This window comes from Kitasatospora sp. NPDC029367 (genome assembly GCF_055569135.1).
In genome coordinates this window covers 255,304-274,068 of the sequence record NZ_JBVHYH010000001.1, presented here as the reverse complement: position 1 = coordinate 274,068, position 18,765 = coordinate 255,304, and the positions used below count along the sequence as shown (strand labels likewise).

Sequence of the window (18,765 nt, the reverse complement as noted above, 5' to 3'; positions counted from 1 at the left end):
TCACCAGTGGCGGCCGGCCGGCAGCCGGTCGAGTTCGGGACGGGAGAGGTGCAGCACCCGGAAGCGGGTGCCGGGCGCGTCCTCCGGGGCGGGGCCGGACCAGAGGGCGAGGCTGAGCAGTTCCCAGCGGCTCGGGTCCACGGCGACGGCGGCGGTGTGCAGGGTTGGGTGCGACGGGTGCGCAGGGAGCTCGGCGAGGGCCCGCTCGACGGCCTCGGCCGGGTCGGCGGTCTCCGGAAGCCGGACGATCGTGCGCGTGGCGGTGCTCGGAGCCTCCGTCCGGGCGCCCTCGGCCAGGCCCGCGCCGAGCCAGTGGCGGACGCCCGGGCGGCCGAAGTCTGCGCTCAGACCGCGGAAGCCCGGGCCCCACAGGAACCGGTTCATGCCTTCGGCCGTGCGCCAGAGGTAGAACGGCGCGTACTGGTTGACCGGCGAGCCGTCCTGGCCGCGTTCGCGGACCAGGTACGCCTTCAGGCCGAGGCCGGGGTGGGCGTCCAGCAGGTGGCCCTTGTCGGCCACGCGCCGACGGATGACGGCCATGTCGTAGTCGGCGGGGAGGGTGATCTCGTACTGCATGGCATGCACTGCGGGCTCCCTGGGTCGGGGCGAGTGGCGGCCGTCGAGTCGCAGCGTCGGCTGACGCGCTCGGTGGACAGACGGGCTCGGTGGACGGTCTCCGCTGGTGAACGGGAGGGGCGGGTCGCCGCCCGTCAGGCCCGGCGGTGGGTGGCGAGCAGGCCGAGGGCGCCGCGGACGGCCTGTTCGAAGGGGGCGGCACTGTCCGCGGCGCGGGCCAGGACGTAGCCGCCCTGGACGACGGCGACCACGGCCGCGGCGGTGTCCGCCGGGTCGAGGCCGGCGGCGAACTCGCCGTGCGCCTGGCCCTCGGCGATCAGCTCGGCGACCCGGCCGCGCAGCCAGTCGAAGGTCTCCTCGACCGGGGCGCGCAGCTGCGGGTCCGCGACCACGTCAGGGTCCTGGGCCATCCGGCCGATCCGGCAGCCGCGCAGCACCTCGCGGTCGCGGTGCAGGTAGGCGGCGATCCGGTCGAACGCGGTGCCGGGGGCGGTCAGGTCGGCCTCGGCGATGCTCCGCATCTGCTCGGCGCTGCGGCGCAGGGCGGCGGCGGCGAGGCCGGGCTTGCCGTCGAAGTGGTGGTACATGCTGCCCTGGCCGACGCCGGAGCGCTGCTGGATGGCCTTCGGACTGGTGCCGACGTAGCCGCGCTCCCAGAGGAGGGCCTGGGTGCTCTCGATGAGGCGGTCCTGGGTGGTCATGGCTCCACTGTACATACCAGTAGGTACAGAGGGAAGAGGCTTCTTCGACACCGGGAGCGGGAGCAGGGACGGAGCGACGTGGGGTCGGTGGGGTCGATGGGCGCCGGCCGGCGGAGGGAGACGGAAAGACCGAGGGCCGTGCGCCGCCCCCCGGCGGCCACGGCCCCTCGACCGTTCGTCATCCCCCGCACCGGCCACGGGCATTCGGCCCGACCAGGTGGCGCGCGTCACGTTACGCACGGTGTCGGGCGTCACGCCGCACAGGGAGTGCGCGGCGCCCCGCGCGGGCGGGCGCTCAGGGCAGTTCGCGCCGGATCACCGGTGCCACCTCGGCCGCGAACAGCTCCAGTTGCTCCCGCTGCACATCCTCGGTCAGCGCGTCGACCCCGATCCCGACCACCTCGTTGCCGAAGGCCTCGTGGTAGCGGTGGATCTTCTCGATCACCTGCTGCGGGCTGCCGACCAGGGCCGAACCTTCCTCCAGCGCGTCCTCCAGTGAACGGAACGGCGAGTTGTTGTGCTTGCCCGCCGCCGAGTTGACCATGGCGTCCCAGTACGGCCGGAAGCCCTCCACCGCGTCCTGCGAGCGCCTGGCGACGTACAGCCCGCCGAAGCCCGCGCCCACCCGGGCCTCCTTCGGGTCGCGGCCGTAGTGCTCCCAGCGCTCGCGATAGTCCTCCACCAGGGCGCGGTACTTGGCCAGCGGGTGGAAGGAGTTGGCGGAGAACAGCGGATCGCCGTAGCGGGCGGCGAGGTCGGTCGAGCGGGTGCTGCTCGCGCTGCCGTGCCAGACCGGGATCGGGTCCTGGAGCGGACGCGGCGAGACGGTCGCTTCCGTGAGCGGCGGACGGGTCGAGCCCCGCCACGTCACCTTCTCCTCCCGCCAGAGCCGGTGCAGCAGGCCGTAGTTCTCGGCGAGCGCCTCCCACTGGCGCTCCTCGGGGAGGCCGAACAGCCCGAAGTGGCGCGGGTCGTTGCCCTTGCCGATGATCAACTCGATCCGGCCCCCGGAGAGTTGGTCGAGCATCGCGTAGTCCTCCGCGACCCGGACCGGGTCCAGGATGCTCAGCACCGTCACCGTGGTGAACAGCCGGATGGTGCTGGTGCGGGCGGCGATCGCGCTCAGCAGCACGGGCGGCGCCGGGGAGAGGAACGGTTCGCCGTGCCGCTCCCCCACCCCGTAGCCGTCGTAACCGAGTTGCTCGGCGAGGACGGCCTGGTCGACCACGTTCCACAGCTTCTGCTGCGGGGTGCGGTGGATGCCGGTGACGGGGTCGGGGGTGTTGGCGACGAGGGATGAGACGGTGAACCGCACGGCGGTCTCCTTGGGGGCGCTCGGTGGTCGGACGACGGAACGGCGCTGGCCCGTCCGGGGCGCTGCGGGTGCGGGGCGCGCGGGGCACCGGACCGACGCGGGGAGCCCGTGACGACGCGGCGTGGTGCGTCGCGCGTGGCACCGGCGGAGGCGCGGGTACGGAGGCAGGGGTACGGCCGCGCGGCGCTGCGCTCGGACGGGCAGCACCGGGGGTGGACCGGGGCGGGCCTGGCGGCCCGCGGGCGGCGTCAGCGCACGGTGCTGCGGCGGTGGCGGCGACAACAGCGGGGCACGACGGTCACGGTGGCCTCGGCCGCTACGGTCCGGACTGCCATCACGCTCCCCCTCCGCCTCGTCCGCACGCGGCCGAAGCCGGCCCCGCGCTGCCCCACCTGGTCCTCCGCGAGGATAAGCAGCGGAGGAAGGCGGGGCAAGACACTCCCAGGGGCTTGATCGGGCGGTGCCGACTGGCAAGATGTCCGGCATGAGCTACCTCGCCGCGGATGACCGCTATGCCTCGATGACCTACCGGAAGGCCGGCCGCAGCGGAGTTCAGCTGCCCGCCGTCTCACTGGGGCTCTGGCACAACTTCGGTGACGCCCAGCCGCTGGAGGTGCAGCGGGCCGTGCTGCGCCGGGCCTTCGACCGGGGCGTCACCCACTTCGACCTGGCGAACAACTACGGACCGCCGTACGGCAGTGCGGAGCGCAACTTCGGCTACCTGTTCGCGCAGGACTTCCGGCCGTACCGCGACGAACTGTTCATCGCCACCAAGGCCGGCTGGGACATGTGGCCCGGCCCGTACGGAAACGGCGGCAGCCGCAAGTACCTGCTGGCCAGCCTGGACCAGTCGCTGGGCCGGATGGGGCTGGACTACGTCGACGTCTTCTACTCGCACCGCTACGACCCGGACACCCCGATCGAGGAGACGATGGGGGCGCTGGACAGCGCGGTGCGCTCGGGCAAGGCCCTGTACGCGGCGATCTCCAACTACCCTGCGGAGCAGCACCGGGAGGCGGTGGCGATCCTGCGCGAACTCGGGACGCCGGTGCTGCTGAACCAGTCGGCCTACTCGATCCTCAACCGGAACGTGGAGGAGGGCGGTGTGCTGGAGGCGGTGGGCGACACCCGGACCAGCCTGATCGCCTATTCGCCCCTCGCCCAGGGACTGCTGACGGATCGCTACCTGTCGGGCCGGGTCCCGGCCGGCTCGCGCATGTCGGTGGGGAAGTTCCTGAAGGAGGAGGTGCTGACCGAGTCGAAGCTGGACCAGCTGCGGGCACTGAACAAGGTCGCCGAGGAGCGCGGGCAGACGCTGGCCCAGCTCGCCCTGTGCTGGGTGCTGCGGGACCCGCGGGTGGTCTCGGTGATCATCGGCGCGAGCAGCGTGGCCCAGCTCGACCAGAACCTCGACGCACTGGCCGGCGGGCCGCTGACGGAGGAGCAGCTGGCGGAGATCGACCGGCTGAGCGCGTGACAGGGAACGGGGAACGGGCCACGGGCGAGGGGCCACAGGCCAGGGGCCACGGGTGACGGTGACGGGCGACAGATGACGGATAACAACTGACAGACAACAGCCGACAGATAACAGCTGACAGATTTCGAAATCTGTCAGCTGTTATCTGTTCGTCGACATCTGTCATCCGCCACCTGTCGGCGGTCAGCGTCGGATGCCGATGCCCAAGGCCGGGAGAACCGTTTCTGCTACCCGGTGGGCCTCCTCGAGCAGCGGGTTCCCGGAGAGGATGAAGGTGTCGACGCCCAGCGCCTCGAACTCCTTCAACCGCTCGACCACCTGGGCCGTCGAGCCGACCACCGCCGTCCCCGGACCGGGCCGGAACAGACTCATGCCCGGCCAGAGATTGGGGTAGGCCTCCAGCTCGCGGGCACGCGCCGGGACCTTTCCGCCGTGCTGACGGAACTGGCGCTGCCAGCCCACGCCGTCCTCCCCCTCGGCCGATCCCAGCTGCCGGGCGTACGTCGCCTCGCTCGTCACGTCCAGCAGCCGGTCGGCGGCGGCCCAGGCCTCCTCCTCGGTGTCCCGAACGATCAGGTGCAGCCGCAGCCCGATCCGCACTCTCCGTCCGTGCGCGGCGGCGCGCTCGCGGACCAGGTCGAGCTTCTCCTTGAGCAGGTGCGGCGGCTCACCCCAGGTCAGGTAGACGTCCACGTGCCGGGCGGCCATCTCGATTCCCGCCGGCGAACTGCCGCCGAACCAGAGCGGGATGCCACCGGGCTGCACCGGGGTCAGCTCGCGCAGACTCGCACCGGCGTTCTTCAACCGGTAGAACTCACCCTCGTGGTCGAAGACTTCGCCCGCTGTGAGGCGCTTGACGATCGACCAGTACTCGGCGCTGAGGCGGTAGCGGTCATCGTGTTCGACGTCCAGGCCGTACTCGCGCAGCTGCGCGGTGGAGCCGTTGACCACGTTGAAGCGCAGCCGCCCGCCGTGCAGGTGGTCGAAGCTGAGCGCCATCTTGGCGAGCAGGGTAGGCGAGACCAGACCGGGATGGACGGCCAACAAGGGCTTGAAAGCTGGTCCGGTGGCCGCGGCGAGCGCGCTGCCGAGCGTCCAGACGTCGTACAGGTCAGTGGCGAGCAAGGCGCCGGTGTAACCCAAGCGCTCGACACTGCCTGCGAGTTGCTGCAGGTACCGCAGGTCCACCGGGCGTCGGCCGGAGGGCTCCCAGGGGTAGTGTCCTTCGCGCGGGATGATGTACCAGAGGACTTCGGAGGCCACGGCTCAGCTGTCCTTCCCGAGTGCGGCGGCCACCGGGGCCTCCAGAGCGGACAGTTGGGCGTCGGCGACGGTCAGCGCGCGGTCGATGAAGCCGACCCGGTGGAAGATGTCCGCTGCCTCCTGCTGCTCGGCCACGAACGCGTCGGTGGCCGGCTCCAGTTGCCAGGGCAGCGCGACGAGCGCGGCACGCCAGTCTGCGGCCGTTCCGCCCAGCTCCCGGGCCGCGATCGCGGCCGCCTCGGCCGGGTGGGCGGCCACCCAGGCGTCCGCCCGGCGCAGCGCGGTGGCGATCGCGGCGACCACCTCGGGGCGGTCGGTGGCGAAGTCCCGGCGGGTGAAGAAGACCGAGCGGTCGGTGATGACGTCCCCGGTACGGATCAGCTCGCGGAACTCCCCACCGCGACGGGCCGCGGCGAGCTCGGCACCCTGGGCGATCCAGCCCGCGATCTCGCCCTCGCGCAGCCTCCGGGCCTGGTCCTCCCCCGCCACCGGCCGCGCCGGGGTGACGTCCTCGCCGTACGAAAGCCCATGCCCGTCCAGGGTCTTGGCGAGCAGATGGGTCTGCCAGGAGCCGACGCCGAGCACCACGGTGCCGCCCTTGAGGTCGGCGACCGTACGCACCGGCCCGGCGTCCAGGACGAGCAGCGCGCCGTGGTCGGGGCGGGGCGCGGAGACCACCGCGTACACCAGGTCGTGGCCGGCCGCCTGGGCGGTGATCGGCGGGGTCGAGCCGGTGCCGCCGAAGTCGATGGTGCCGTCGGCGAGCAGCTCTCCGGTACGGGTGCCGTCGGTGTAGTGGTGGAACGCGCCGCTCTCCCCGAGCGGGGCCAACTCCTCATCCAGGTAGGGCAGTCGGGCGAGGTAGTAGAGCGTGGGATTGCTGGCGTGAACGCCGAGGGTGACGGTCATACGGTCAACTCCGTTGGTGCGTAAGGGATCATGCGAAGACGCGCTGTGCTGTACGGGAGGGGTGGAGCGGCGGAGCGGCAGAGCAGTGGAACGATGGAGGCTCGGCGGAACGCCGTTCAGTGGACGCCGAGGTCGGCGAGCAGTCGGCGGCGCAGGTCGGCGAAGGCGGCGTCGGCCGGGTCCCGGGGGCGTTCGACGCCGACGGCCTCGTCCCGCACCAGCAGACCGTCGCGCAGTACGGCAACGCGGTCGGCGAGCCGGACGGCCTCGTCCACGTCATGGGTGACCAGCAGCACGGCGGGCCGGTGGCGGCGGACGAGATCGCCGACCAGGTCCTGCATCCGCAGCCTGGTCAGGGCGTCCAGCGCCGCGAACGGTTCGTCCAGGAGCAAGAGTTGCGGCTCCCGCACGAGCGCTCTGGCAAGTGCGACGCGCTGCGCCTCGCCGCCCGAGAGGGTGGCCGGCCAGTCCTCGGCATGCCCCTCCAGGCCCACCTCGGCGAGTGCCCTCAACCCGGTCCCCCGGGTCGCCGCGCCGCGCGGCAGGCCGACCGTGACATTGGCCAACACCCGCTTGGAGGGGACGAGTCGGGGCTCCTGGAACACCACAGTGCGGACCGGCGGCACCAGTACGGTGCCCTGGTCAGCCTGGTCCAGCGCGCCGAGGATCCGCAGCAGGGTGGTCTTCCCGGTGCCGCTGGCACCGAGCAGGGCGACGAACTCACCCCGGGCGATGGACAGATCGACGCCGTCGAGCACGGCCCTGGTACCGAACACCCGACGCAGCCCGCGCAGATGGACGGCGGGGGCCGCGCCATCAGCGGCCGCGGCGGCGCTCACGGTGGTGCTCACGGCGGCGCCCACGGTGGTGCTCACGGGCGGGGCCGGGGCGGGGGCCGAGTCGGCGGGGGCGGTCATCGGGCGGCTCCTCGGACGGCGCGGCGCCACGGCATCAGCAGCCGTTCCAGGATCCGGACGATGCCGTCGGCGGCGAGGCCGAGCAGACCGTAGATCAGGATGCAGACGGCGAGCACGTCGGTGCGTGAGTAGTTCTGGGCCTGGGCCATCAAGTAGCCGATACCCTCGGTGGAGTTGATCTCCTCGGCGGCGATCAGGGCGATCACGCTGAGCGTCATGGAGAGCCGCAGACCGGACAGCAGGGAGGGCAGCGCCCCGGGCAGTACGACCGTCCGCACGATCGCCCAGCGGCCCAGGCCGAAGCTGTGCATCGCCTCCACCAGCTTGCGGTCGGTGTTGCGGACCCCGCCCGAGGCGGAGACGTACATCGGGAAGCTGGTGGCCACCCCGATCAGGGCGACCTTCGCGGTCTCGGTGATGCCGAACCACACCATGAAGAGCGGGACGAGCGCCAGGAACGGTACGGTGCGCAGGACTTGGACCGCCGAGTCGAGCAGTTCCTCACCGAGGCGGGTGAATCCGGTCACCACACCGAGCACCAGTCCCGTGGTGGCACCGAGCAGTAGTCCGAGTCCGGCCCGGGCGAGCGACACGGTGAGGGCGTCGGTCAGCTGGCCATTGCCCCACAACTCACCGACGGCTTCCGCGACCTGGGCCGGCGAAGCGAGTACGTCCTGGGTCAGCGCACCGGTGGCGGAGGCGAGCGCCCAGCCACCGAGCAGGGCCAGCGGACCGAGCGTGCGCAGCAGCACGGCGAGGACGCGCGGGCGGGGCCGTCGGAGCCGGGCCTGCGGCGGCACGAGACCCGCGGCCAGGGCGGCTCGGGTGTCCTCGGAGTCCTTTTCCGTTGCGAGCACGGTCACTTGGCACCGCCTCCGAAGGTGTCGATGTCGATCAGGTACGGCTTGACGTCGACCAGCTGCTTGGTGACCTTCTGGTCGGCGAAGAACTGGGCGACGGTGCCGAAGCGGGCGGTGTCGGCCGGCGAGATGGCGCCGGCCGGGGCGGCCTGCCGGCTGACGTTCACCGCGACCTCCTTCTCCGCCGGGGTGACGGCGGTCGGGCCGGAGTCGGTGAAGACGTTGAGATAGGCGGCCGGATCGGCCTTCTCCTTGGCGCCGTTGTCGCGCAGGTAGGCATAGAAGGCCTTGACCACGTCTGGGTGCTTGTCGGCGAAGCCGTTGCGCACTGCCCAGACCGCATAGTTGTCGGAGTCGATCGCCTTGCCGTCGACCAGGAAGTGCGCGCCGGCATTGGCGATGGTGGGCGTGGAGAAGGTGTTCCAGGTGGCCCAGGCGTCCACCTGGCCGGAGTTGAAGACTCCCGAGGTCTGGTCGGCGCGCAGATAGACCCGCTGGACCTGGTCGGCCGGGACCCCGTTCTTCTCCAGCGCCCTGAGCAGGAGGTACTCGCTGGTGCCGCCCTGGGAGACGGCGACCTTCTTGCCGACCAGGTCCTGCACGGTCTTGATGGGCGAGTCGTTCTTGACCAGGATGCCCTCGCCGACGCCGTCGGGGGCGGTCTGGGCGAACAGCTTGAACCCGGGCTTCTGGGCGAGCGCGGCGACGGCCGAGGTGATCGAGCCCTGGGCGACGTCGAGCTGGTCGGCGGACAGGGCCTGCGCGGCGGGGGCGAACGGGCCCGCACTGCCGGTCCAGGCGACCTTGGCGTGGACGGCCGCCAGGGCCCGATCCAGCGAGCCGTCCTTCTTGCCACGGGCGAGGAACCCGTTGTTCCCGGGGTCGGGAAGGCGGAGCACGGTGTCGGCCTTGCCGCCGGCCCCGCCTCCGGCGGAGGCACTGCCCCCGTCGGCGGAGGAGCCGCAGGCGGCCAGGGCGGTGGTGGCGAGCAGCGCGGTGGCAGCGAGGGCGAGGCGGGCGGTGTTCACGGGGTCTCCAAAGCGGGTGACAGATGACAGCTGACAACTTTCGAAAGTTGTTCGCTGAACTCTGTTATCTGAAATCTGTTCGCTGAAAGTTGTTCGCCGAACTCCATCGGGCTGGCGTAGGGCGGTGGCGGGCGGCATCCGGCGGCGTCGGGCTGGCAGCGGACGGCATCCGGCGGTGTGGAGCTGGCGTCGGACGGCACAGCCGACCGGCCGGACCGACGACCGGACGGATGGTCAGCCGGTCACGCTCGCCACACGCCCACCGCCCGCCGCTCGCGCAGCAGCTCACGCGCAGCGCGGAGCGGCTCCGGGTCGGCCCAGGCGCGGACGTCGACCGGTGTGGCGAGGAAGCCCTGCTCGGCGAGGAAACGTTCCTGCTGGCCCAGCAGCTCCAGCCGCTCCTCCGAGAGGTCCAGGTGCAGTGTGCGGTGGCTGCCCGCCGCGTAGGCACCCGCAACGCCCTCCGCACCCGCGCCGGTCTCGGCCTGGAGGATCCTGGCCACCTCCGCCGGACGCTCGGCGGCCCAGTCGGCGGCCTGCAGCAGGACCGCCAGGAAGCGGGCGACCAGCTCCGGGTGCTCGTCCAGCAGCCGCTGGTGGACGGTGACCGGCCGGGGCGTCCCGTTGTTGACCCGGGCCCGGCGGTCCGGGGCCGCGTCCAGCTCCACCGCCACCTCCGCGCCGATCCGGCGGGCCGCCTCGACAGCCACCGCCCCCTTCACGTACACGGCGTCCACCAAGCCGTCTCGCAATGCGGACAGCTCGGCGGACCACTGCCCGCCGCCCGGGGCGGCCGGCACGTCGACCAGCTCGGCGTCCTCCAGCCCGAGACCCGCGAGCGCCAGGGCGCCCCGGAAGCCGGCCAGGGCCATGGCCCGCCAGAAGTCGATGCCGATCCCATGATGTGGCACCGCTAGCCTCAGCCCGCGCAGCTGCCCGGGCTCGGCTATGCCGCTCCCTGCCCGGACCAGGACGACCTGCCGCTCCTCGATCCAGGTCAGCCCGATCAGCCTGGTCGCCTCCCCACGCGAACGGGCCCACAGCGCGGGGACGTTGCCGCCCTCGCGGAAGAGCCCGGTGAGCGCGTGGGTGTAGTGGTGGTCGGCAGCCACCTCCGGCGGGGCGCCCTGGAGCGAGCGGACGGCGATCCCGTCGGCGGCGAACTCCCGCGCCAGCCACCCCTGATCGGCGGCAATGCCGGTCGCGGTGGGCACCGGGCAGCGGGTGAACCAGAGGGTTTCGGGAACGGCGGAGGAGCTCGGCGAACGACTGGGCACGGGGCGTGGTCCTCTTCGGGGGTCCGACGACGGTCGGAGACATCGGAGTTCGGGTGCGCCGCTGCCGCGCGACAGGGCGCGCAGCAGCGAGCGGAAAGCAGAGCGCAGAGCGCACACCGCACGACGTACGAAGGCGACAGGCGCAGGAACAGGGGAAACGAGGAGCGTCAGCGACGACAGCAACAGGAGGGAACACACCGGTGGGACGTCACGGCGCTGCTCCTTCCGGTTCCGGCGCACGGGAATCCACGCGTCGCGGCACACGGGTGCACCGAGCGCGGCGAGGTGGGACGGCGATGATGATGGCGATGGCGATGGCGATCATGCGCCGTCCGTACCGAGGAGCGGGCGGCGCGATGCGAGGAGCGTTCCACGCCGGCCGATCCGGAAGCAAGCCTTTGCCACATGGTGGGACCAGTTGTTCATCAACGCCATGCCATTGCAACGTTGTTGACATATCTCCGCAGCACTCGCTGCCCTACGCTGAGACTCCCTCCGGCGCACCGCCCGGAGCCACGAACCGAACGCGAGGTGCCATGGCCGAGGCCGCCACCGCCGTCCAGAGCCCCCCGGCCGGCGCCCAGGCCGTCCAGCGCGCGCTCGGGCTGCTGCACTGTTTCCACGACAACGGCCCCGACCTCAGCGCCTCGGACCTGGCCCGTCGAATGGACCTCTCGGTCTCCACGGCGCACCGGCTCGCCCGCACGCTGGTCAGCGCCGGGTTCCTGGAGCAGGACGATCAGACGGCGCGCTACCGGTTGGGCCCGGCGGTCGCCGAACTCGGCCAACTCACCTTCCACCAGCGCGGACTGCACCTGGCCGGCCCCGAACTGGAGCTGCTCTCCCGGCGCACCGGAACGACCGCCGACCTGGCGATCCGCAGCGGCCCGCACGCCGTCATCCTGGTCGGCGGCTCGGTCCGGCCGGACACCGGGCTCGGCCTGCGCCGACCGCTGCACTCCACCGCGCTCGGCAAGGTCCTGCTCGCCTGGCCGCGCGCGGGTGAGGCGGCGGTGTCCGCGCTCGGCCCGCTACCCTCCTTCACCGACCGTACGATCACCGAACCAGCCCTCCTGGAAGAGGAGTTGGCGCGGGTACGGGCGGCCGGTCACGCGCTCAACGACGGCGAGTCCGCCGCCGGGGTGCGGACGCTCGCGGTTCCCGTACTGGACGCCGCCGGACAGGCCCGGTTCGCGCTCGCGGTCCGCTCGACCCCGGCACACCTCACCGACGACCGGCTGGACCGGTTCCTGGCCCATGCCCGGACCTGCGCCGAAGCCCTCTCCGTCCTCCTGCTGCCACCCGACCAACGGGCCTGACCGGCAGACGCACCCACTCGACTCGCACCGCCCACGCCGCGCCAACACGCCGCAGCGGGCCGCCCGTTCAGCAAAGGAACGGACGGCCCGCTGCGACACAGGGAGGCCTCGCGCCGAAGGCCGTGGACCGTGGGCCGTGGGCCAATGGTCATGAGTCAGACGCGGTCGGCCGACGGCCGAACAGGGCTGAGCAGCAGCTCAGTTGACCGGCGTGTACTTGTACCCGACCCGGCGCACCGTCACGATCGAGTCCCGGTAGGCGGGGCCGAGCTTGCGGCGCAGCCGGGCGACGTGCACGTCCACCGTGCGACCGTCCCCGACGTGGCCGTAGCCCCAGACCGCCGAGACCAGGTGGTCCCGGGTGTGCACCCGCTGCGGGTGCTCGGTGAGGTGGGCCAGCAGCTCGAACTCCAGGTAGGTGAGGTCGAGCAGCCGACCGTCGACGTAGGCGTTGCGCCGCTCGGCGTCGACGGCGATGCCGCGTCCGGCGGGCCGGACCGGACGGACGGCGGCCGGTGCGGCGCTCGTCCCCGCGGCGCCCGTCCCCGAACCGCCCGCCCCGACACCGCCCGGCAGCGTGCCCGTAGCGGCGTGCCCGGCCAGGCCGACCGGCCCGGCCGCCGGGCTCTCGGCCGGCACCAGCACCAGGTAGCCGACCATCGGGTGACCGCCGGGCGCGCCGGTCTGTGCACCGTACTGGGCGAGCAGTCCCTGCGGCAGCACGCCCTGCGGCAGGGTGGCGACGACGGCCGCCCCGTCCGGCAGTGCGGCGAGCAGCGACGCGGGCGCCGGCGGTGCGACAGCCCAGGACTGGGTGCCGCCGACGACCGGGGCACCGGCCGCACCGGCACCCGCACCGCCGCCCGGACGGACCGGCCCGACCACGGGCGAGACCGACGGGAGGGAGGGGACGGCAGAAGGGACGACGGAAGGGATGACGGAGGGAACGGCGGAGACGGGAGGGAGGGAGGTCGGAGGAACGGAGCGGACCGCGCGCAGGTGCGGGGTCGCGGTGGGCAGGGGCAGGGTGGCCGTGGAGGAGGAAGACATGGTGTGCCGCTCATTTCGCGCGTGACGGACGGGGTGGAGTCGTCTGCGCGTCGACCGGGCGTACTGCCAGAGCTGGACCGGGGGGACCGGGTTCAGCGGGCGGAGGGCCGGGACGCGCTGGGCGAGCCCGGACACGTCTGATCGAACAGGTGTGGCTGCCGGGACGGCCAGAACGGTTCGAGGGAGTTGCTGGGGCGAACGGTGTTCACTGGTGGTCTCTCCGCGGGACGGGGCGGGGCGGGGCCGGATCGGTCGGCCGCGGGCGCTCCTGACGTGCGCTCCGCTACGGCCTGGTCGACGGGGTCGGTGGTGCGTCGGGCGGCGGCCGGGTGCAGGCCTGGGGCGCCGGGGACGTACCGGAGGGAAGGAAGCCGGTCAGCGACAACAGGCGCTGCAGATCAGCGCGTGGTCGATGTAGCGGCGGACGGTGAGCACCGGCATGACGGGGCCGGGCACGGCGGTGATGCGTCGCTTGCCGACGGTCATCCCTGCTGCCCTCCCCCTTCGTCCTGCCTCGTCGCGCTCCACGCGCTTGCGCTTCATCGCGCTACCTTGCGCTTCGTTGCGCCTCACCGCGCTTCGTTGCGGTGCATCGCGCTTCGTTGGCCGCGCGGCGACACACCCATGGTCCGGTGCGCGCCGGGACGGCTTTCGTCCACAGAGCCTTCCACGCCCGAGCCTGTCTAGGCAACCTTCCGCGCACCGTTCGTCCGACATGTGGACCACCGAATGAGACGTCGGGTGCACGAAGCGCCCCTGACCAGGGCCGATCCCACGGAGCCTCAGGTCCGGGCCGTGGCCCGCCGACGGAGCTCGGCGGCGTGCTCGACCAGCGCCACGAGCAGTTCCTTGCCGTCCTCCCGCAACCGGGCGTCGCACAGCACCACCGGAATGCCCGGGTCGAGGTCCAGCGCGTCCCGGACCTCCTCCGGGGCGAACCGCTCGGTGCCGTCGAAGCAGTTGACCGCGACCAGGAACGGGATGCCGCGCTGCTCGAAGAAGTCGACCGAGGGGAAGCAGTCGGCCAGCCGTCGGGTGTCGGCGAGCACCACGGCGCCGAGCGCGCCGCGCGCCAACTCGTCCCAGACGAACCAGAACCGGTCCTGCCCAGGGGTCCCGAACAGGTAGAGCGCGAGGCCGGGCCGCAGGTCGATCCGGCCGAAGTCCATCGCCACCGTGGTGGTCCGCTTGGCCTCCACCCCCGAGGTGTCGTCCAGCGGGCGGCCCAGCTCGCTGAGCTCCTCCTCGGTGCGCAGCGGCCGGATCTCGCTGACCGCCCCGACCAGGGTGGTCTTGCCCGCGCCGAACCCGCCCGCCACCAGGATCTTCACCGCGGCGGCCGGACCGCCGCGCCAGCGCGGGTCGTTGGCGCTCCCGGCGGGCTTCGGAGCGGTGCTCGGCGGGGTGGGGTCAGAGCGCACGGAGTCCATTGATCACGTCTCGCAGCAGGCGCTCGTCCGGCAGCTCGGCGAGCGGAACGGGTCGGGTGACGCTGATCAGGTCGGCGTCGTAGAGGTCGCCGAGCAGGACGCGCACGACGCTGACCGGCAGGTCGGTGTAGGAGCCGAGCTCGGCGACGGACAGCGGCTCGTGGCGGCACCAGGCCAGCAGGGTCTGGTGCTCCGGGTCGAGGACGTGCGCGGGCACGGCCCCCGCCTCCGGCCCGGGCTCCTTGGCGGTGACCAGCGAGATCAGGTCGAACAGCCCCTCCTCGACCGGCCGGGTGCGGCCCCTGGTCATCGAGTAGAGCCGCACCACCGGTCCGGCCTCGTCGTCGAACCACCGGTCGTCGACCGGGGTACGCGGCCGGAACAGGTCGACCTCGGGTCCACCCGGGGTGTCCTGCTCCGGCCCCGCACCGTCGGGGCCCGCACCGTCCGGGGCCGAGCCGTCGCGGGCCGAGCCGTCGGGCCGGGCACCGTCCGGGGCCGTACCCGCCGGCTCCGCGTCCTCCGGGGTCACCGAGCCGTCCGCCATCGGATCCGCCATCGGACCGCTCAGCCCCTCGGCGCGGCGGTTTCGGTGCGCGGCTCGGCGGCCATGTGCTCGCCGACCCGCTTGACCAGCAGGGCCATCTCGTAGGCGATCTGGCCGATGTCCGCCTCGGCCTCGCTCAGCACGGCCAGACAGCTGCCGTCGCCCGCGGCCGTGATGAACAGGAAGGCCTCGTCCAGTTCCACCATCGTCTGCCGGACCCCGCCGACCTTGAAGTGCCCGCCGGCCCCCTTGGCCAGGCTGTGGAACCCGGCCGCGACCGCGGCGAGGTGCTCGGCATCCTCGCGGTCGAGGTCGCGCGAGGCGCCGGTGGCCAGCCCGTCGCTGGAGAGGATCACCGCGTGCCGCAGGGCCGCGACCCGGCCCACCAGGTCGTCCAGGAGCCAGTTGAGGTCCCCGGACGGCTGCGTCGAAGTGGTCATGAATCAGTTCCTTCCGCTGGAGCGGGTGGTGCGGGCACTGCGAGAGCTGCGGATCCTGCGGATCCTGAGGGTGCAGCGGGTCCTGCGGGTCCTGCGGGTCCTGCGACCGTAGCGGGCACTGCCGGTGTGGCGGGTCCTGCCGGTGGTACGGGCACTGAGGGTGTCACTGGTGGTACGGCCGGGACGGCCGCAGGGTTCCGCCGCACCGGCTGGCCCGGCGGGATCCGGCGGGCGAGCGGCGCCCGGGCGGCGTCCTCGGGCGCGGGTGCGGGCAGCGCCGCCGGGGCGGGCGCGGGGCTGATCGCCCGCCGGGAGGTGTCCGGCGGCTGCCAGCGCGGTACGGCGACGGGCCGGGCGCCCGACGCGGCCGTACGGTCCCCTGGGGCGGTACGGTCCGCCGGGGCGGTTGTGCCCCGGCCACGGGTGAAGCCGCGCTGGAACGAGGCGAAGGTGGCCCTGGCCTCCTCGGGCGAGCGTTCCCGGACCTCCGCGGCCCGACCGGCCTCCCGCGCGTCGGCGGCCTCCGACGGCACTCCTCCGGCCCGGCCCGCGGCCCCGGTCTCCCCGCGGAGGCGGTCCTTCGCCAGTTCCTTGAGCTGCGGCGCGAGGTTCGCCTGCCGGACCCGGCGGGGCAGCCCGCCCGGCGTCCGGGGCGCGGCGTCGGCCGGAGCGGCGGCGACGGGGGTCGCACCTCCGGTCACGGCTTCCTCGGGCACGGCGTCGGCCGGAGCCGCGTCCACCGGCGCTGCATGCACCGGCACTGCGTCCACCGCGACGACCGCGGCTTGCGCCGCGTCCCGCCGGTGCCGTCCCGTCCCCGTCCCGCTCTCGACGTCCGACGACGGCGCGGGCACCAGCACCGGACCGCCCTTGGTCCGTGCCGCCCGGCGCGGCAGCCCGTTGGCCGTACGCCCGGCCTCGGGCACGGACGGCCGCGGTCCGCCGGTCACCCGGTGCCGCCCACCCGTTCCCCCGGCGGACGCCGGACTCACGGACCGGCCCGTGGACGGATCCGTAGCCGTAGCGGCGGCCGCATCCGGGGCCGCGGCAGCGCCCCCGGACGGGTCCGCAGACGGCTCCGCGGACGGGCCCGCCGCCCCACCGGAGGCCGGGTCGGGCACCGCGACCAGGTCACGCCGCCCGGGCATACGCCCGCCCGTACGCCCGACCGTCCGGCCCACCGGCCGTCGTCCTCCGCCGGCGACACCCCCGGCCGCAGGCGGCTCCGGCAACCCGTCGGGCGCCTCCGCCAGCAGTTCGCGCGGGATCAGCACCACCGCCGTCGTCCCCCCGTACGGGGACGGCCGCAGGTGGACCCGGATGCCGTGCCGCCGGGCGAGCCGGCTGACCACGAACAGCCCCAGCCGGTCGGTGTCGGCGAGGTCGAACTCCTGCTCCTCGGTAATGCGTTCGTTGATCTCGGCGAGCAGCTGTTCGCTCAGCCCGAGCCCGCGGTCGTCGATCTCCAGCGCGAAGCCGTGCGCCACCACCTCACCCTGAACCGTGACTTGGGTGGTCGGCGGGGAGAACACCGCGGCGTTCTCGACCAGTTCGGCGATCAGGTGGGTGACGTCGGCGACGGCGCTGCCGAGCAGGCCGGTGCCGGGGAAGGGCCGGACGATCACCCGGGCGTAGTCCTCGACCTCACCGACCGCCGCGCGGACCACGTCCACCATCCGGACCGGCTTGCGCCAAGCGCGTCCGGGCGAGCCGCCGGCCAGGATGATCAGGCCCTCGGCGTGTCGGCGCATGCGGGTGGTGAGGTGGTCGACCTTGAAGAGGTCCTCCAGCTCCGCCGGGTCCTCGGTGCGGCGCTCCATGGTGTCGAGCAGGGTGAGCTGCCGGTGCAGCAGCACCTGGCTGCGCCGGGCCAGGTTGACGAACACCGCCGCCACGCCCCGGCGCAGTTCGGCCTGCTCGACGGCGGCCTCCACGGCGGCCCGCTGGACCGCGTTGATGGCCTGCCCGACCTGGCCGATCTCGGCCTGGCCGAACCGCAGTTCGGGCGCCTCGACGGCGACGTCCACCGGCTCACCGCGACGCAGCCGGAGCATGACGGACGGCAGTCGGGTGCTGGCGAGTTCATTGGCCGCGTTGCGCAGGTTGATCAGCTCGCGGGCCAGGCCGCGCCCGATCCGGAAGGAGATCATCACCGACAGCACGACGGCGACCAGGCCGATCGCGCCGGCGATGCCGCCGCGCCACAGCGCCGCGATCGCGGCCGAGCGCCCGCGTTCGTCCATCCCGGCGGTGATCCGGGAGTTGATCGAGGAGAGGTCGCCGAGCGAGCGGTCGGCGGTCTCCCGCCAGTTGTCGCCGTTGAGCGCCTGGACCACCCGGTCGGGGCCGCCGGCGCCGACGAAGTCCGCCTCGGCCCGGGCCAGCGCACCCCAGGCCTCGCCGCCGCGCAGCGCGATGTAGTCGGCCTGGTCGGCGGGTTCCAGCTCGGCGATGTAGACGGTGAACAGGGCCTGCTGGTTGTGCAGGGCGTCCAGCGCGGCCTGGTACTGCTCGGCGGTGGGCCGGGCCGCGCCGGTACGCAGGCCCTCCATCGCCGCGTCCTCCTGGGAGAGGTACTCGCGGGCGCGCACCAGCTCGATCAGGATGGTGCCCTGGCGCGGGAGTTGGCCGCTCTGCCGGGCGACGTACGCGGACCGGAAGCCGAACACCGGCCGGATCAGGTCGCTGTACTGTCCGAGGGCGAACTCCCAGTTGAGCGCCAGTCGGCCGACCTGGGCGCGGAGCGGGCCGAGCTGGTCGGCGGCGGCGATGATCTGCAGCAGGCGGGCCCGCTGGCCGGTGGAGAGCCGGTCGCCGGCGGTGTCCTTCTTCTGCCGCAGCACCGCGAGGCTGCGGTCGGTGGCCGCCCTGGCGTGCTCGAAGCCGTCCCGGGCGACCGGCGAGTTCGGGTCGGCCAGGTGCTGGACGGCGGCGCGGCGCTCATTCTGCAGGTCGCCGGTGTACTGGTCCACCGCCGCCCCGTACTCCTTGTACGTACGGCTGATCGACAACTGGCTCCAGGCGTCCCCGGTGGCGGCGAGCGTCGCGTACGCCCACAGGGCGACGAGCGCGACGATGGGCACCAGGAGCAGCGCGATGATCTTCGCGCGGATCGAGCTGCTGCGCAAACGCATGGAGTCCTCGGTCGGGAAGTGCCAGGCGCGGACGGGGAGCGGTTCGGAGGGCTTCCGGGGTACTGGGGGTGACGGGCGGAACTGGGGTTGGAGCCGGCACTGGAACCGGGGCTGGAACCAGGGTCGGAACTACGGGTGTGACCACGAGGGGGCCACGGGTGGGACGGCAAGCTGGACGGCGGGCGGGGCGGTACTCGGGGAGTCCTGGGCAGGGCGCTGCGGGGGCTCCCGGTCACAGGTCTGCGAGACTCTACTACGCCCTGACCACACGTTCGAGGGTCGAACCATTCCGCTTCTCCGCCTTGCCCCGGACACGTCAGGGGGCGGCCGCGATCCACCCCGCCCTGCCCCGCCCCGAGCCGGGCCCGACCCCCTCCCCGACCCGCCACCCAGCCCGCACCGACGGCTCCCGGCCGACTCCCAGGTGACTCCCAGCAGAAACCGCGGGGGAGCAAGGGGGAGCCGGGGGACCCAGGGGGGACCCAGAGGGGAGCCAGGGGGGAGCCAGGGGGGAGTCAGGGG

The 18,765-nt window shown here is 73.2% G+C and carries 17 protein-coding genes; 2 read left to right on the top strand and 15 right to left on the bottom strand.

Going from position 1 to position 18,765, the window contains the following annotated elements:
* The 3 genes from ACZ4W5_RS01275 to ACZ4W5_RS01265 all read right to left on the bottom strand — a co-directional run bounded on the left by ACZ4W5_RS01275 (window position 1) and on the right by ACZ4W5_RS01265 (window position 2,592).
* A complete protein-coding gene (locus ACZ4W5_RS01275; RefSeq protein ID WP_465651943.1) occupies window positions 1-585 on the bottom strand; it encodes a DUF4865 family protein in 585 nt (194 codons plus the stop codon).
* A 125-nt stretch (window positions 586-710) separates the two neighbouring features.
* Entirely contained in the window at window positions 711-1,277 is a 567-nt protein-coding gene (locus ACZ4W5_RS01270; RefSeq protein ID WP_465651941.1) for a TetR/AcrR family transcriptional regulator, read from the bottom strand.
* 295 nt (window positions 1,278-1,572) lie between these two features.
* On the bottom strand, window positions 1,573-2,592 hold the full coding sequence (locus ACZ4W5_RS01265) for an LLM class flavin-dependent oxidoreductase (RefSeq protein ID WP_465651939.1): 1,020 nt from the start codon (window positions 2,590-2,592) through the stop codon (window positions 1,573-1,575).
* 484 nt (window positions 2,593-3,076) lie between these two features.
* Between ACZ4W5_RS01265 and ACZ4W5_RS01260 the strand changes: the two genes are divergently transcribed.
* The gene (locus ACZ4W5_RS01260) at window positions 3,077-4,069 is read left to right on the top strand and encodes an aldo/keto reductase (RefSeq protein WP_465651937.1); all 993 of its coding nucleotides are present in this window, start codon (window positions 3,077-3,079) and stop codon (window positions 4,067-4,069) included.
* 183 nt (window positions 4,070-4,252) lie between these two features.
* On the opposite strand, the gene ACZ4W5_RS01255 is transcribed toward ACZ4W5_RS01260, so the two are convergent.
* The 6 genes from ACZ4W5_RS01255 to ACZ4W5_RS01230 form a co-directional block, all read right to left on the bottom strand.
* Window positions 4,253-5,332, bottom strand: coding sequence for an LLM class flavin-dependent oxidoreductase (locus tag ACZ4W5_RS01255; protein WP_360229711.1), 1,080 nt, complete (start codon window positions 5,330-5,332; stop codon window positions 4,253-4,255).
* Window positions 5,333-5,335: 3 nt separating this feature from the next.
* The gene (locus ACZ4W5_RS01250) at window positions 5,336-6,241 is read right to left on the bottom strand and encodes an ABC transporter substrate-binding protein (protein WP_360229713.1); all 906 of its coding nucleotides are present in this window, start codon (window positions 6,239-6,241) and stop codon (window positions 5,336-5,338) included.
* Window positions 6,242-6,357: 116 nt separating this feature from the next.
* Window positions 6,358-7,158, bottom strand: coding sequence for an ABC transporter ATP-binding protein (locus ACZ4W5_RS01245; RefSeq protein WP_360229715.1), 801 nt, complete (start codon window positions 7,156-7,158; stop codon window positions 6,358-6,360).
* Window positions 7,155-8,015, bottom strand: coding sequence for an ABC transporter permease (locus ACZ4W5_RS01240; protein WP_360229717.1), 861 nt, complete (start codon window positions 8,013-8,015; stop codon window positions 7,155-7,157). Before ACZ4W5_RS01240 ends, ACZ4W5_RS01245 begins: the two co-directional genes overlap by 4 nt.
* A gap of 2 nt (window positions 8,016-8,017) precedes the next feature.
* Window positions 8,018-9,046 carry an ABC transporter substrate-binding protein gene (locus tag ACZ4W5_RS01235; protein ID WP_465651934.1) on the bottom strand — a complete coding sequence of 343 codons (1,029 nt, stop codon included), beginning with the start codon at window positions 9,044-9,046 and terminating at the stop codon, window positions 8,018-8,020.
* A gap of 242 nt (window positions 9,047-9,288) precedes the next feature.
* Window positions 9,289-10,323: an ABC transporter substrate-binding protein gene (locus ACZ4W5_RS01230; protein ID WP_465651932.1), complete on the bottom strand. Its 1,035-nt coding sequence runs from the start codon at window positions 10,321-10,323 to the stop codon at window positions 9,289-9,291.
* Window positions 10,324-10,859: 536 nt separating this feature from the next.
* On the opposite strand from ACZ4W5_RS01230, the gene ACZ4W5_RS01225 reads away from it, so the two are divergent.
* Entirely contained in the window at window positions 10,860-11,642 is a 783-nt protein-coding gene (locus ACZ4W5_RS01225; protein ID WP_360229722.1) for an IclR family transcriptional regulator, read from the top strand.
* Window positions 11,643-11,840: 198 nt separating this feature from the next.
* Here ACZ4W5_RS01225 and ACZ4W5_RS01220 read toward each other — a convergent pair whose 3' ends face one another.
* The 6 genes from ACZ4W5_RS01220 to ACZ4W5_RS01195 form a co-directional block, all read right to left on the bottom strand.
* Window positions 11,841-12,692, bottom strand: a complete 852-nt coding sequence (locus ACZ4W5_RS01220; protein ID WP_465651930.1) for a winged helix-turn-helix domain-containing protein — start codon at window positions 12,690-12,692, stop codon at window positions 11,841-11,843.
* A gap of 375 nt (window positions 12,693-13,067) precedes the next feature.
* A complete protein-coding gene (locus ACZ4W5_RS01215) occupies window positions 13,068-13,235 on the bottom strand; it encodes a hypothetical protein (RefSeq protein ID WP_360229726.1) in 168 nt (55 codons plus the stop codon).
* A gap of 239 nt (window positions 13,236-13,474) precedes the next feature.
* A complete protein-coding gene (locus tag ACZ4W5_RS01210; RefSeq protein WP_465651928.1) occupies window positions 13,475-14,122 on the bottom strand; it encodes a GTP-binding protein in 648 nt (215 codons plus the stop codon).
* On the bottom strand, window positions 14,103-14,507 hold the full coding sequence (locus tag ACZ4W5_RS01205) for a DUF742 domain-containing protein (protein ID WP_360229939.1): 405 nt from the start codon (window positions 14,505-14,507) through the stop codon (window positions 14,103-14,105). The genes ACZ4W5_RS01210 and ACZ4W5_RS01205 overlap by 20 nt, the downstream gene beginning before the upstream one ends.
* A 182-nt stretch (window positions 14,508-14,689) precedes the next feature.
* Entirely contained in the window at window positions 14,690-15,109 is a 420-nt protein-coding gene (locus ACZ4W5_RS01200) for a roadblock/LC7 domain-containing protein (protein WP_030283024.1), read from the bottom strand.
* A complete protein-coding gene (locus tag ACZ4W5_RS01195) occupies window positions 15,106-18,243 on the bottom strand; it encodes a sensor histidine kinase (RefSeq protein WP_465651926.1) in 3,138 nt (1,045 codons plus the stop codon). Before ACZ4W5_RS01195 ends, ACZ4W5_RS01200 begins: the two co-directional genes overlap by 4 nt.
* Window positions 18,244-18,765 lie beyond the last annotated feature (522 nt).

What these genes read in the sequence shown, in the direction of transcription:
- ACZ4W5_RS01225 (WP_360229722.1), top strand. Translation starts at nt 10,860, where the DNA reads ATGGCCGAGGCCGCCACCGCCGTCCAGAGCCCCCCGGCCGGCGCCCAG.
- ACZ4W5_RS01195 (WP_465651926.1), bottom strand. Translation starts at nt 18,243, where the DNA reads ATGCGTTTGCGCAGCAGCTCGATCCGCGCGAAGATCATCGCGCTGCTC.
- ACZ4W5_RS01220 (WP_465651930.1), bottom strand. Translation starts at nt 12,692, where the DNA reads ATGTCTTCCTCCTCCACGGCCACCCTGCCCCTGCCCACCGCGACCCCG.
- ACZ4W5_RS01210 (WP_465651928.1), bottom strand. Translation starts at nt 14,122, where the DNA reads ATGGACTCCGTGCGCTCTGACCCCACCCCGCCGAGCACCGCTCCGAAG.
- ACZ4W5_RS01250 (WP_360229713.1), bottom strand. Translation starts at nt 6,241, where the DNA reads ATGACCGTCACCCTCGGCGTTCACGCCAGCAATCCCACGCTCTACTAC.
- ACZ4W5_RS01245 (WP_360229715.1), bottom strand. Translation starts at nt 7,158, where the DNA reads ATGACCGCCCCCGCCGACTCGGCCCCCGCCCCGGCCCCGCCCGTGAGC.
- ACZ4W5_RS01260 (WP_465651937.1), top strand. Translation starts at nt 3,077, where the DNA reads ATGAGCTACCTCGCCGCGGATGACCGCTATGCCTCGATGACCTACCGG.
- ACZ4W5_RS01200 (WP_030283024.1), bottom strand. Translation starts at nt 15,109, where the DNA reads ATGACCACTTCGACGCAGCCGTCCGGGGACCTCAACTGGCTCCTGGAC.
- ACZ4W5_RS01215 (WP_360229726.1), bottom strand. Translation starts at nt 13,235, where the DNA reads ATGAAGCGCAAGCGCGTGGAGCGCGACGAGGCAGGACGAAGGGGGAGG.
- ACZ4W5_RS01270 (WP_465651941.1), bottom strand. Translation starts at nt 1,277, where the DNA reads ATGACCACCCAGGACCGCCTCATCGAGAGCACCCAGGCCCTCCTCTGG.